Below are 13,077 nucleotides of genomic sequence, written 5' to 3' on the forward strand. Positions count from 1 at the left end.
TTTCGTATACGTCAGGGACCTCAGTCCTCGCCGAGGTACGCCTTGCGTACCGACTCGTCGTGCAGCAGGTCCTGCCCCGTCCCGGACAGGACGACGTTGCCGACCTCCATGACGTGTCCCTGGTCCGCCAGGGACAGTGCCGCCTGGGCGTTCTGTTCGACGAGGAGGATCGTCGTGCCCTGGGACTTCAGCTCGGAGATCGTCGCCATGATCTTCTGCATCATGATCGGGGAGAGGCCCATGGAGGGCTCGTCGAGCATGAGCAGCTTGGGCTGGGACATCAGGGCGCGGCCCATCGCGAGCATCTGCTGCTCACCGCCGGAGAGGGTGCCCGCGGCCTGGTTGCGGCGTTCTCCGAGGATGGGGAACAGGTCGTACGCCTTCTGGATGTCCTTTTCGATGCCGTCCTTGTCCTTGCGCAGGAAGGCACCGAGCTGGAGGTTTTCGAAGATGGTGAGGCGGGGGAAGATGTGCCGGCCTTCGGGGGAGTGGGCGAGTCCGAGGGCGACGATCTTGTGGGCGGGGACCCCGTTGAGGGGCTTGCCGTCGAAGAGGATCTTCCCGGACGTCGGCTTGAGCAGGCCGGACAGGGTGCGCAGGGTGGTGGTCTTGCCGGCGCCGTTGGTGCCGATGAGGGTGACGACCTGGCCGGCTTCGACGCTGAAGGAGATGCCCTTGACGGCTTCGATCTTGCCGTAGGAGACCCGGAGGTCCTCGACCTCGAGGAGTGCGGTCACTTGGCTTCTCCCTTGGTGCTGCTGGTGGTGCTGGTCGCGTCGGCGGCGGCTTCGGCGGCCTCGACCTCGGCGGCTTCGGCCTCGCCGGGGTCGCCTTCGAAGGGTTCGCCGAGGTAGGCGGCGATGACGCGTTCGTCGGCCTGGACGACTTCGGAGGTGCCTTCGACGAGTTTCTCGCCCTGGACGAGGACGGCGACGCGGTCGGAGAGGTTGAAGACGAAGCGCATGTCGTGCTCGATGAGGAGGACGGCGATGCCCTTGTCGCGGATGGCGAAGACGAGTTCCTCGGTGGCGCGGGTCTCCTGGGGGTTCATGCCGGCGGTGGGCTCGTCGAGGAGGAGCAGGCCGGGCTCGCTCGCCAGGGCGCGGGCGATTTCCAGCTTGCGCTGTTCGCCGTAGGGGAGGTTGCGGGCGAGGTGGTCGCGCTTGTGGGCGAGGCCGATGAACTCGAGGAGTTCCATGGCCCGTTCCTCGCTGGCCTTTTCCGCCTTCTTGAAGCCGGGGCCGCGCAGGAGGGCGGACCAGAGGCCTTCCTTGGTGCGGGTGTGGCGGCCGACGAGGACGTTTTCCAGGACCGTCATGTTGGCGAACAGGCGGATGTTCTGGAAGGTGCGGGCGATGCCGGCCTGGGTGACCAGGTGGGGCTTGGGCGGGAGGACGGTGCCCTTGTAGGAGACGGTGCCCTCGGTGGGGACGTACAGGCCGGTCAGGCAGTTGAAGAAGGTGGTCTTGCCGGCGCCGTTGGGGCCGATCAGGCCGACGATCTCGCCGGCGTTGACCGTGAAGTCGACGGAGCGTACGGCGGTGAGGCCGCCGAAGCGCATCGTGACGTCGCGTGCTTCGAGTACAGGTGTGGTCATGGTGATTACGCCCCCGCCTTGGTGACGGCCGGTTCGTCGGTCAGCGTGGTCTGTTTGGGTACGTCGAGTTGGCCGGTCTCGTGGAATTCGAGTTGGCGGCGGCGGTTGGCGATGATGCCTTCGGGGCGGAAGCGCATCAGGAGGATGAGCGCGATGCCGAAGGCGAGGAGCGACTTGTCCTGGAGGAAGACGAGCTTCTCGGGCAGCAGGTAGAGCAGGGCCGCGCCGAGGAGCGGTCCGGCGACGGTGCCCATGCCGCCGAGGACGACCGCGGCCAGGAGGAACGCGGAGTTGGGCGGGGTGGATCCGGCGAACTGGTACGGGGTGGGCACGACGCTGTAGGTGACGTGGGCGCTGACGGTGCCGGCGAGGCCGGCGAGGGCGGCGCCGAGGGCGAAGGCGATGAGCTTGACGCGGAAGCCGTTGATGCCCATGGCGGTGGCGGCGGTCTCGTCCTCGCGGATGGCGATCCAGGAGCGGCCGATGCGGGAGTCGGCGGCGCGGGTGTAGACGAGGACGACGATGGCCATGATGAGGACCATCAGCAGGTAGTAGTTGGCGAAGCGGCCCAGGGTGAATCCGCCGATGTCGTGGGCCTGGCCGAAGTTGAAGCCGAACAGGTTCAGGTCGGGGATGTTGGAGATGCCGTTGGGGCCGTTGGTGACGTCGGGTCCGGAGTCGCCGTCCATGTTGTTGACGGCGATGCGGAAGATCTCTCCGAAGCCGAGGGTGACGATGGCGAGGTAGTCGCCGCGCAGTCGCAGGGTGGGGGCGCCGATGAGGACGCCGAAGACGAGGGAGGCGGCTGCGCCGGTGAGGGCGGAGGCCCAGAAGGGGAAGTGGACGCCGGAGATGGTGGAGAACTCGGAGCCGGAGACGAGGGCGGCGGTGTAGGCGCCGACGCCGAGGAAGGCGACGTATCCGAGGTCGAGGAGTCCGGCGAGGCCGACGACGATGTTCAGGCCGAGGGCGACGGTTCCGAAGATGAGGATGTTGACGCCGATGTTGGCGTAGTGGTCGTCGGTCTGGGTGAAGGGGAAGGCGATGGCCGCGGCGAAGCCCATGGCGAGGGTGAAGCTGCGGTTGGCGGCGACCTGCGCGGAGAACCGGTCGAGGAGGCCGGCGGTGTGCAGGGCCCACATGGCGAAGGTGACGACGAAGAGGTAGCCGACGAAGAGTTCGCCGTACTCGGTGTCGATGCCGTAGGTGAAGACGCCCAGGCCGATGATCGTCACGACGGTGATGACGGCCCGCTGGACCCAGGGCGCGGTGGCCTGGGGGGCGGGGATGCGGTCGGGCTTGGCGATGTAGGCCTTGAGGGCTTCCTTGATGCCGTCGGTGCCGGTGCGCTCCTGGGGGAGGGCGAAGGCGCCGATGAGGGGCAGGAGGGAGGCGATGGCCGCGATCCAGCCGCCGGGTTCGAGGTTGACGACGCCGCCGAGTTCGACGCTGATGGCGATGACGGTGAACCAGGTGACGGTGAAGCCGCCGAGCGCGGTGAGGACGAGCGGGGCGTTGTTGCGGGCGGGCAGCAGCCAGCCGAGTCCGCGGATGCCGTAGGAGGCGAGGGCGAACAGGGCGGTGAGGACGCCGGCGGTGAAGGTGAGCCACTGCAGGCCGCCGGGGTAGCCGTTGATCGTGAGGTCGCCGGGGAATTCGGCGGTCCAGGTCCAGGCGAGGAAGGCGGAGGCCGCGGTGGCGATGCCGCCGGCGAGGAGCAGGGCGCGGGCGGCCGCCGCGGGCAGCGGTATGAGGCCGCGCAGGGCGGGCGGCGTGGGCGTGGCGTCCGGGGCGGGGGTCTTGGTCGTCTCGGTCATGTGATCACGCCCTGTCCGCGACGCGCTCGCCGAGCAGGCCCTGGGGCCTGAAGAGGAGCACGAGGATGAGGAGGCAGAAGGCCCACACGTTGGCCCAGCTCTGGCCGCCGAGCTGCTGCATGCCGGGGATCTCGTCGATGTAGGCGGAGGCGAGGGTCTCGGCGATGCCGAGGACGACGCCGCCGAGCATGGCGCCGTAGATGTTGCCGATGCCGCCGAGGACGGCCGCGGTGAAGGCCTTGAGGCCCATCAGGAAGCCCATGCGGTAGTCGACGTTGCCGTACTTGAGTCCGTAGGCGACGGCGGCGACGGCGGCGAAGAAGCCGCCGATGGCGAAGGCGATGACGATGATGCGGTTGGTGTCGATGCCCATCAGCTGCGCGGTGTCGGGGTCCTGCGCGGTGGCCTGCATGGCGCGGCCGGTGCGGCTGCGGCGCACGAAGAAGGCGAGGGCGGCCATGCAGACGACGGCGGCGAGGATGAGGAAGATGTCGGCGTCCTTGATGGTGATGGAGCCGATGTCGTGGGTGGCGTCGAGGCCGGGGAAGGCGCGGGCGCGGTCGGCGCCGGGGTAGAAGTTGCGCACGACCTCCTGGAGGGCCAGGGACAGACCGATGGCCGTGATGAGGGGTGCCAGGCGTGGTGCTCCGCGCAGGGGGCGGTAGGCGAACCGTTCCGCTCCGACGGCGATGAGGATGGCCACGAGGGCGCCGCCGAGGAGCATCAGCGGTACGGCGAGGGCCATCGAGGTGCCGTCGGGCAGGATGTAGAAGTAGACCGTGAGGGCGCCGAACGCCCCGGTCATGAAGATCTCGCCGTGCGCGAAGTTGATGAGCTGGACGATGCCGTACACCATCGTGTAGCCGATGGCGATCAGCCCGTACATCGAGCCGAGAAGCAGCCCGTTGGCCAGCTGCTGCGGCAGGGTGTTCACCGCGTGGCCTCCATGTCGCTGGTGGTCGTGTGCACTGGATGCGTGCGTGGTCGCGTGATGTGTGGGGGTGTGAAAACGGGCCGCGCGGTCGGGGTCGTCCTCCGCGCGGCCCGTGGTGCGGCTACTGGGGGGCCGGACTACTGGAGGTCGGCGGTGCCGGTCTCCACGGCCTTCCAGGCACCCTTCTCGACCTGGTACACCGTCAGCTGCTTGTTGGTGGTGTCGCCGTACTCGTCGAAGGACACCTTGCCGGTGAGGCCTTCGAAGTCGGACTTCTGGACTCCGTCGACGACCTTGGAGCGCAGGTCGTTGATGTCGGAGGGCACCTTGCCGCCGTTGGCGTCGGCCGCGGCCTTGACGGCCTTGATGATGGCGGTGGCGGCGTCGTAGGCGTAGGCGCCGTAGGCGCCGTAGTCGCCCTTGTAGCCCTTGTCCTTGTAGGTCTGGATGAACTGCTTGGCGGCGGGCAGGGTGTCGGCGGGGACACCGATGGCGGTCACGAGGTCGCCCTCGGAGGACTTGCCGGCGGCCTCGATGTAGGTGGAGGCGAACATGCCGTCGCCGCCGAACAGCGGGATCTTGACGCCGGCGTCCTTGAGCTGCTTGGTGATCAGTGCGGACTCGTCGTACTGGCCGCCGTAGTAGAGCAGGTCGGCACCGGAGTTCTTGATCTTGGTGACGAGGGAGCCGAAGTCCTTGTCGCCGGTGTTGACGTGGTCGGTCGCGACGACCTGGCCGCCGAGCTTCTTGAACTGCTCGTTGAAGATCTTGGCGAGGCCGGCGCCGTAGGTCTGCTTGTCGTCGACGACGAAGGCCTTCTTCTTCTTGAGGCCGTTGTAGGCGTAGCCGGCCGCGAAGCTGCCCTGCAGTTCGTCGGTGGTGGCGGTGCGGAAGTACGTCTTGAACGGGCGCTTCTTGTCCGTCTGCCAGTTCTTGCCCTGGGTCAGCTCGGGCGCGGTGTTCGCGGGGGAGATCTGGACCATGTTGGCCGAGGCGAAGACCTGCTGCATCGTCTGGGCGACGCCGGAGTTCAGCGGGCCGACGGCTCCGACGACGGTCTTGTCGCCGACGAGGCTGGTCGCGTTGGACTGGCCGGTGGCGGGCTGCGCCTTGTCGTCGAGGGCCTTGAGCTTGAATTTCACGCCCGGGACCCAGTTGTTCTTGTTGGCGTCGTCGATGGCTATCTGAGCGCCGTACTGGATGCCGAGGCCGGTGGTGGAGTTCTCACCGGAGAGGGGGGCGTCGACGCCGATGGTCAGCGTCGTGCTGCTCCCGCTGTCTCCGCTCTTGTCACCGCTGTCGTCTCGGGAGCCGCAGGCGGTGAGAGTCAGAGCTCCGGTCGTGAGAACGGAGGTAAGAATCACCAAGGAACGCTGTCGCACAATCAGTCCTTTCACAGGCAGGCCCCGCCCTGGTCGGGGGGTGAGTGCCGCGCTGGTACCGAACTCCCGATGGAGCGGTGACTGGCCGTGACTCTAAGCCCGGGGTAAGGGCAGGGTCAGCGGCGTGGGCTGGCTTGTGACTTTCTTGTTATGACGGGGTGGATGTCTGATCTCGGCGGCGGCCGCTCTCGGCGGGTTTGGTGGATTTTCGCCGCAGTCCGCATTCTGAGAACGCGCACTTCCGGTTGGCAGTGGCTGAGATCATGCGGTTGCCGGGGCGCGGGCGGCGCGGACGGGATCGGAAAGGTTCCGGGGGTGGGCGCGGCCGGGGATGGAAGTGTTGCGTTGTATTGCGCGTGTGTTACGGAGCGTTACGGAGAGAAAGGAAGGGTGGCGCGTCGGGGGGTGTTCCGGGGTGCCGGAATCCCGGATTTCCCCGGGCGGGTGAGTTCGACGGGATCGGCGCGGCCGGTGAAGGCGTAACTCTGTTTTTGCGCAGCTGACTTGCTGGGTTCCTACAGGCCGGCGCCCCGCCGCTCCCGGGGGTGGTGCCGGGTGCGGCGGGGCGGTCGGTGTGCGTCGGTGCGGAGGCCCCCTAGGGCAGGCGCGTGAACGGCGACAGGAAGGCGCGGGCGCCGGGGGTGTCCAGGCGGTACGTCACGTTGGTCGCGTAGCAGGGGGTGTCGCCGGTGATGGTGGTGGCGGCGAGGATGCGCTTGCCGCCGATCATGGCGAAGTTGGGGCCGCCCGAGTCGCCGTAGCAGGCGCCTCCGTTGCCCTGCGGCGCGGTCATCGCCAGTCGGGCCCAGGAGTCGTTGAGGGCGTCGAAGGTGACGGGTGCCTTCATGCGGACGCCGCCGCCGGGGTGGGTCTGGCCGCCGGGCCGTTGACGGCCTCCTGGGTGCCGTAGCCGGCGACGACCCAGTCGGTGCTGTTCAGCCCGCGCGGGCCGAGTCTGCCGAGCTGGTCGGCCGTGGGCAGGGTGGCCGGGGTGAAGCTCCAGCGGGCCTTGACCTGGGCGGCGGGCAGCTGGACCACGGCGATGTCGTGGGTGTCGGAGGCGGGGCCCGGGTAGTCGGGGTGCGAGTGGGCGGTGCCCTGGACGGCGACCGCGGCGGCCTGTGCGGCGGGGTCGCCCGGGTACTTCTTCGCCGCCGCGTCGAGGCCGGACTGCACGTCCTGGTCGAGGGACACGTAGAACCGCACGTTGTCGGGCCAGTCGGTGGTGCAGTGCGCGGCGGTCAGGAAGGTGTCCGCGTCGATCATGGTGCCGGAGCAGACCCAGTCGACCCGGTCGGGGGTCGCGGGGTCGCCGTCGTTGTCCCAGGTGGCCACGAGTGCGCCGACCTCGGTGCGTTCGGGGGCGGGGGTGGCGTTGTAGGAGTTGATGGCGGAGGACGGCAGCGCGGTGGCGAGCACGGCGGCGCCGGCCGCGGCGGTGACGGCGAGGGCACGTACGGAGGTCAAGAGAAACCCTTCTGGGGGTGGGACGGGTCTTCTCCTGTGGGGGTGGAGCGTCAGTGAAGCGCGACGGGGCGGCCGCGACAAGAGCGCGCCCGCCCCTCCAGGGTTTTCCCTACGTCGGGTCAGCTCGCGGCGCGGATGAACTCCTCGTCGCCCGGCTTCACGTCCCGCAGCAGGCAGGTCAGCCGGGCAGTGCACACCCTTTTTCCGTTTTCGTCCGTTATGACGATTTCGTACGTGGCGGTGGAGCGCCCCTGGTGCACGGGGGTGGCCACACCGGTGACCAGGCCGGAGCGCACCCCGCGGTGGTGGGTGCAGTTCAGGTCGACCCCCACGGCGATCTTGGAGCTGCCGCCGTGCAGCATCGAGCCGACCGAGCCCAGTGTCTCGGCGAGCACCGCGGAGGCCCCGCCGTGCAGCAGTCCGTAGGGCTGGGTGTTGCCCTCCACCGGCATCGTCCCGACGACCCGGTCCGCCGACGCCTCGCTGATCTGGACGCCCATCCGGGTCCCGAGGTGGCCCGCGGAGAACAGGGCCGGGAGGTCCACCCCGAGCGAGGCGTACTCGTCGATGACCTCTTGCGGGAACTTCACATGCTGCTGCTCACCCATGGGGCCCGGCTCCGTTCGTCCTCGTCACTCGACCGCTGGCGACTGAGCAAACGCTCAGTCGGCCGCCGATTGTTCCAGACGCACCACGACGGACTTGCTGGCCGGGGTGTTACTGGTGTCCGCGGTGGCATCCAGCGGCACCAGCACGTTGGTCTCCGGGTAGTACGCGGCGGCACAGCCCCGGGCCGTCGGGTAGTGCACGACCCGGAAACCGGGCGCCCTGCGCTCCACGCCGTCCTTCCACTCGCTGACCAGGTCGACGTAAGCGCCGTCCGCCAGCTCCAGGGCCCGCGCGTCCTCGGGGTTGACCAGCACCACCCGGCGGCCGCCCCGGATGCCGCGGTAGCGGTCGTCCAGGCCGTAGATCGTGGTGTTGTACTGGTCGTGCGAGCGCAGCGTCTGCAGCAGCAGGCGGCCCTCGGGCAGCTCCGGGTACTCCACCGGGGCGGCGGTGAAGTTGGCCTTGCCGGTCGCCGTCGGGAAGCGGCGCTCGTCGCGCGGGGCGTGGGGGAGCGTGAAGCCGCCGGGGCGGGCCACGCGCGCGTTGAAGTCCTCGAAACCGGGGATCACGCGCGCGATGCGGTCCCGGATCGTCGCGTAGTCCTTCTCGAACTCCTCCCACGGCGTACGGCTGTTCTCGCCCAGCACGCGGCGGGCCAGGCGGCACACGATGGCCGGCTCCGACAGCAGGTGCGCGCTCGCGGGCTCCAGGCGGCCCCGGGAGGCGTGCACCATGCCCATGGAGTCCTCGACCGTGACGAACTGCTCGCCGCTGCCCTGCAGATCGCGCTCGGTGCGGCCGAGCGTCGGCAGGATCAGGGCACGCGCGCCGGTGACCGCGTGCGAGCGGTTCAGCTTCGTCGACACGTGCACGGTCAGGCGGGCCCGCCGCATGGCCGCCTCCGTGACCTCCGTGTCGGGGGAGGCCGAGACGAAGTTGCCGCCCATGGCGAAGAACACCTTCGCCTCGCCGTCGCGCAGGGCGCGGATTGCCCGGACGACGTCGTAGCCGTGCTCCCGGGGCGGCGCGAAGCCGAACTCCTTCTCCAGGGCGTCCAGGAACGCCGGGGCGGGGCGCTCGAAGATGCCCATCGTGCGGTCGCCCTGCACGTTCGAATGCCCGCGCACCGGGCACACGCCCGCGCCCGGGCGGCCGATGTTGCCGCGCAGGAGGAGGAAGTTGACCACTTCCCTGATCGTGGGCACGGAGTGCTTGTGCTGGGTGAGACCCATCGCCCAGCAGACGACGGTCCGCTCGGAGGCCAGGACCATGCGCAGGGCCTTCTCGATGTCCTCCTGGGTCAGACCGGTCGCCTTCAGCGTCTCGTCCCAGTCGGCGGCGCGGGCGGCCTCGGCGAACTCCTCGAAGCCGTGCGTGTGCTCCCGCACGAACGCCTCGTCGACCGCGCCCTCCCGCTCCAGGATCAGCTTGTTGAGGAGGCGGAAGAGCGCCTGGTCGCCGCCGATGCGGATCTGCAGGAACAGGTCCGTGAGCGCCGCGCCCCTGAGCATGCCCTGCGGGGTCTGCGGGTTCTTGAAGCGCTCCAGGCCCGCCTCGGGCAGCGGGTTGACGCTGATGATCCGCGCCCCGTTGTCCTTGGCCTTCTCCAGGGCGGAGAGCATGCGCGGGTGGTTCGTCCCCGGGTTCTGGCCGGCGACGATGATCAGGTCCGCCTTGTACAGGTCCTCCAGCAGGACGCTGCCCTTGCCGATGCCGATCGTCTCCGACAGGGCCGAGCCGGACGACTCGTGGCACATGTTCGAGCAGTCGGGGAGGTTGTTCGTGCCGAGCTCGCGGGCGAAGAGCTGGTAGAGGAACGCGGCCTCGTTGCTGGTGCGGCCCGAGGTGTAGAAGACGGCCTCGTCCGGGGAGCCGAGCGCGGTGATCTCCTCCGCGATGATGTCGAAGGCGCGCTCCCAGGTGACCGGCTCGTAGTGCGTGCCCCCCTCCGGCAGGTACACGGGGTGGGTGAGGCGGCCCTGCTGGCCCAGCCAGTAGCCACTGCGGCCGGCGAGGTCGGCGACCGGGTGCGCCGCGAAGAACTCGGGCGTCACCCGGCGCAGGGTGGCCTCCTCGGCGACGGCCTTCGCGCCGTTCTCGCAGAACTCCGCCTTGTGCCGGTGCTCCGGCTCCGGCCAGGCGCAGCCCGGGCAGTCGAAGCCGTCCTTCTGGTTCACGCTCAGCAGCGTCAGCGCGGTGCGCTTCACGCCCATCTGCCGCTGGGCGACGCGCAGCGTGTGCCCGATCGCGGGGAGACCCGCTGCCGCGTGCTTCGGCCCGGCGACCTGCGGCGCGTCCTGGACCGGATCACTCTTGGGCGGTTTCGACGCCATCGCACGCTCCCCTTCCCCTGCACTGTGAGGTACGTCTCCGATCCTCGCACGCGGTGGTGACATCGGGTGAGGGCGGGCCGGGCGGTCCGTGCCGGGCGGCGGCCCGCCCCGGTGTGCGCGCGGACGGGGTCGGGGCCGAGTGTCAGTGGGGCGTGGCAGGATCGGGGGCGTGGCAGAGACAGCATCGAAGACGACCGACACGACCTCCGGCGGCAGCCGTCCGCGACTGATGCTCATGGACGGGCACTCGCTGGCCTACCGCGCGTTCTTCGCGCTGCCCGCGGAGAACTTCACCACCGCGACGGGCCAGCCGACGAACGCGATCTACGGCTTCGCGTCGATGCTGGCCAACACGCTGCGCGACGAGGCGCCCACGCACTTCGCGGTCGCCTTCGACGTCTCCCGCAAGACCTGGCGCTCCCAGGAGTTCACGGAGTACAAGGCGAACCGCTCCAAGACCCCCGACGAGTTCAAGGGCCAGGTCGAGCTGATCTGCGAGCTCCTCGACGCGATGGGCGCCGCCCGCTTCGCGGTGGACGGCTTCGAGGCGGACGACGTCATCGCCACGCTCGCCACGCAGGCCGAGGCCGAGGGCTTCGAGGTGCTGATCGTCACCGGCGACCGGGACTCGTTCCAGCTGGTCAGCGAGCACACCACGGTGCTGTACCCGACCAAGGGCGTCTCCGAGCTGACCCGCTTCACCCCGGAGAAGGTATTCGAGAAGTACGGGTTGACGCCCGCGCAGTACCCCGACTTCGCGGCCCTGCGCGGCGACCCCTCCGACAACCTCCCCGGCATCCCCGGCGTCGGCGAGAAGACCGCCGCGAAGTGGATCAACCAGTTCGGTTCCTTCGCCGAGCTCGTCGAGCGCGTCGACGAGGTCAAGGGCAAGGCCGGACAGAACCTCCGCGACCACCTGGAAGCGGTCAAGCTCAACCGCCGCCTCACCGAGCTGGAGCGCCGCGTCGAGCTCCCCAAGGGCGTCACCGAACTGGAGCGGACCCCGTACGACCGCAAGGCCGTCGCGATGGTCCTGGACACCCTGGAGATCCGCAACCCCTCCCTGCGCGAGCGGCTCTTCGCCGTCGACCCCGGCGCGGAGGAGGCCGAGACCACCCCGATCAGCGCCGAAGGCGTGGAGCTGGACGGCACGGTGCTCTCCACCGGCGAGCTGACCGCCTGGCTCACCGAGTACGCCACCGGGCCCCTCGGCGTCGCCACGGTCGACACGTGGGCGCTCGGCACCGGCTCCGTCGCCGAGGTCGCCCTCGCCGCGCCCGGAGGGGCAGCCGCCTGGTTCGATCCCTCCCAGTTGGACGAGGCCGACGAGACGGCGTTCGCGGCCTGGCTCGCCGACGCCGCCCGGCCCAAGGTCTTCCACAACGCCAAGGGCGCCATGCGCGTCTTCGCCGAGCACGGCTGGAGCGTCGAGGGCGTCACCATGGACACCGCGCTCGCCGCCTACCTGGTCAAGCCGGGCCGCCGCTCCTTCGACCTGGACGCGCTCTCCCTGGAGTACCTGCACCGCGAGCTGGCCCCCGCCGCCGCGGCCGACGGCCAGCTCGCCTTCGGCGCGGACGAGGGCGCCGAGGCCGAGGCCCTGATGATCCAGGCCCGCGCCGTCCTCGACCTGGGCGAGGCCTTCGAGGGCCGCCTGGAGGAGGTCGGCGCCGCCGATCTGCTGCGTGACATGGAGCTGCCCACGTCCGCGCTGCTCGCCCGCATGGAGCGGCACGGCATCGCGGCCGACCGGCCCCACCTGGAGGCCATGGAGCAGATGTTCGCCGGCGCCGTCCAGCAGGCGGTGAAGGAGGCCCACGCGGCAGCCGGGCACGAGTTCAACCTCGGCTCGCCCAAGCAGCTCCAGGAGGTCCTCTTCGGCGAGCTGGCCCTGCCCAAGACCAAGCGGACCAAGACCGGCTACACCACGGATGCCGACGCGCTGGCCTGGCTCGCCACGCAGACGGACAACGAGCTTCCGGTGATCATGCTCCGCCACCGCGAGCAGGCCAAGCTCCGCGTCACCGTCGAGGGCCTGATCAAGACGATCGCCGCGGACGGCCGGATCCACACCACGTTCAACCAGACGGTCGCCGCCACCGGCCGCCTCTCCTCCACCGACCCGAACCTGCAGAACATCCCGGTCCGCACGGACGAGGGCCGCGCGATCCGCCGCGGCTTCGTGGTCGGCGAGGGCTTCGAGTCCCTCATGACGGCCGACTACAGCCAGATCGAGCTGCGCGTCATGGCCCACCTCTCCGAGGACGAGGGCCTGATCGAGGCGTTCACCTCCGGCGAGGACCTGCACACCACCGCCGCCTCCCAGGTCTTCGCGGTCGAGCCGACCGCGGTGGACGCCGAGATGCGCCGCAAGATCAAGGCCATGTCGTACGGCCTGGCCTACGGACTGTCCGCCTTCGGCCTCTCCCAGCAGCTGAACATCGAGGCGGCGGAGGCCCGCGCCCTGATGGACGCGTACTTCGAGCGGTTCGGCGGCGTACGCGACTATCTGCGCCGGGCGGTCGACGAGGCCCGGGCCACGGGCTACACGGCGACGCTCTTCGGCCGCCGCCGCTACCTGCCCGACCTCAACAGCGACAACCGGCAGCGCCGGGAGGCCGCCGAGCGGATGGCCCTCAACGCGCCCATCCAGGGCACGGCCGCCGACATCGTGAAGATCGCCATGCTCAAGGTGGACGACGCCCTGCGGGCGGCGGGCCTGTCCTCCCGCATGCTCCTCCAGGTCCACGACGAAATCGTGCTGGAGATCGCCCCCGGAGAGCGGGAGACCGCCGAGGAACTCGTCCGCCGCGAGATGGCGAACGCCGTGCACCTCCGCGTCCCGCTGGGCGTCTCGGTGGGCGCGGGACCCGACTGGGAGTCGGCGGCCCACTAGGCCGCCGCGCCGGCCGGACCGGGCAGGGGGTTCCCTGCCCGG

At 69.9% G+C, this 13,077-nt stretch carries 10 protein-coding genes; 1 reads left to right on the forward strand and 9 read right to left on the reverse strand.

Annotated features, from left to right (window positions below; genetic code table 11):
• Nucleotides 1-20: 20 nt before the first annotated feature.
• The 9 genes from ACSUPV_RS30550 to ACSUPV_RS30590 all read right to left on the reverse strand — a co-directional run bounded on the left by ACSUPV_RS30550 (nt 21) and on the right by ACSUPV_RS30590 (nt 10,139).
• Nucleotides 21-737 carry an ABC transporter ATP-binding protein gene (locus tag ACSUPV_RS30550; protein WP_037757117.1) on the reverse strand — a complete coding sequence of 239 codons (717 nt, stop codon included), beginning with the start codon at nt 735-737 and terminating at the stop codon, nt 21-23.
• Nucleotides 734-1,597, reverse strand: coding sequence for an ABC transporter ATP-binding protein (locus ACSUPV_RS30555; protein ID WP_037757116.1), 864 nt, complete (start codon nt 1,595-1,597; stop codon nt 734-736). Before ACSUPV_RS30555 ends, ACSUPV_RS30550 begins: the two co-directional genes overlap by 4 nt.
• 5 nt (nt 1,598-1,602) lie before the next feature.
• Nucleotides 1,603-3,414, reverse strand: a complete 1,812-nt coding sequence (locus ACSUPV_RS30560; RefSeq protein WP_037757115.1) for a branched-chain amino acid ABC transporter permease — start codon at nt 3,412-3,414, stop codon at nt 1,603-1,605.
• A 4-nt stretch (nt 3,415-3,418) separates the two neighbouring features.
• Nucleotides 3,419-4,348, reverse strand: coding sequence for a branched-chain amino acid ABC transporter permease (locus ACSUPV_RS30565; RefSeq protein WP_031115646.1), 930 nt, complete (start codon nt 4,346-4,348; stop codon nt 3,419-3,421).
• Between the two features lie 137 nt (nt 4,349-4,485).
• Nucleotides 4,486-5,715, reverse strand: coding sequence for a branched-chain amino acid ABC transporter substrate-binding protein (locus ACSUPV_RS30570; RefSeq protein WP_031115645.1), 1,230 nt, complete (start codon nt 5,713-5,715; stop codon nt 4,486-4,488).
• A 610-nt stretch (nt 5,716-6,325) separates the two neighbouring features.
• Nucleotides 6,326-6,577: a hypothetical protein gene (locus tag ACSUPV_RS30575; RefSeq protein ID WP_436948944.1), complete on the reverse strand. Its 252-nt coding sequence runs from the start codon at nt 6,575-6,577 to the stop codon at nt 6,326-6,328.
• Entirely contained in the window at nt 6,574-7,197 is a 624-nt protein-coding gene (locus ACSUPV_RS30580) for a trypsin-like serine protease (RefSeq protein ID WP_436948945.1), read from the reverse strand. Before ACSUPV_RS30580 ends, ACSUPV_RS30575 begins: the two co-directional genes overlap by 4 nt.
• 119 nt (nt 7,198-7,316) lie before the next feature.
• Nucleotides 7,317-7,805, reverse strand: a complete 489-nt coding sequence (locus ACSUPV_RS30585) for a PaaI family thioesterase (protein WP_037757114.1) — start codon at nt 7,803-7,805, stop codon at nt 7,317-7,319.
• A 54-nt stretch (nt 7,806-7,859) separates the two neighbouring features.
• A complete protein-coding gene (locus tag ACSUPV_RS30590; protein WP_436948946.1) occupies nt 7,860-10,139 on the reverse strand; it encodes an FdhF/YdeP family oxidoreductase in 2,280 nt (759 codons plus the stop codon).
• 169 nt (nt 10,140-10,308) lie between these two features.
• Here ACSUPV_RS30590 and polA point away from each other — a divergent pair, with 169 nt between their 5' ends.
• Nucleotides 10,309-13,035, forward strand: a complete 2,727-nt coding sequence (gene polA, locus ACSUPV_RS30595; protein ID WP_436948947.1) for a DNA polymerase I — start codon at nt 10,309-10,311, stop codon at nt 13,033-13,035.
• Nucleotides 13,036-13,077: the final 42 nt, after the last annotated feature.

Source organism: Streptomyces sp. SudanB52_2052, from assembly GCF_964272415.1.
Lineage (GTDB): Bacteria > Actinomycetota > Actinomycetes > Streptomycetales > Streptomycetaceae > Streptomyces > Streptomyces olindensis.

What these genes read in the sequence shown, in the direction of transcription:
- ACSUPV_RS30555 (WP_037757116.1), bottom strand. Translation starts at nt 1,597, where the DNA reads ATGACCACACCTGTACTCGAAGCACGCGACGTCACGATGCGCTTCGGC.
- ACSUPV_RS30560 (WP_037757115.1), bottom strand. Translation starts at nt 3,414, where the DNA reads ATGACCGAGACGACCAAGACCCCCGCCCCGGACGCCACGCCCACGCCG.
- ACSUPV_RS30575 (WP_436948944.1), bottom strand. Translation starts at nt 6,577, where the DNA reads ATGAAGGCACCCGTCACCTTCGACGCCCTCAACGACTCCTGGGCCCGA.
- ACSUPV_RS30585 (WP_037757114.1), bottom strand. Translation starts at nt 7,805, where the DNA reads ATGGGTGAGCAGCAGCATGTGAAGTTCCCGCAAGAGGTCATCGACGAG.
- ACSUPV_RS30590 (WP_436948946.1), bottom strand. Translation starts at nt 10,139, where the DNA reads ATGGCGTCGAAACCGCCCAAGAGTGATCCGGTCCAGGACGCGCCGCAG.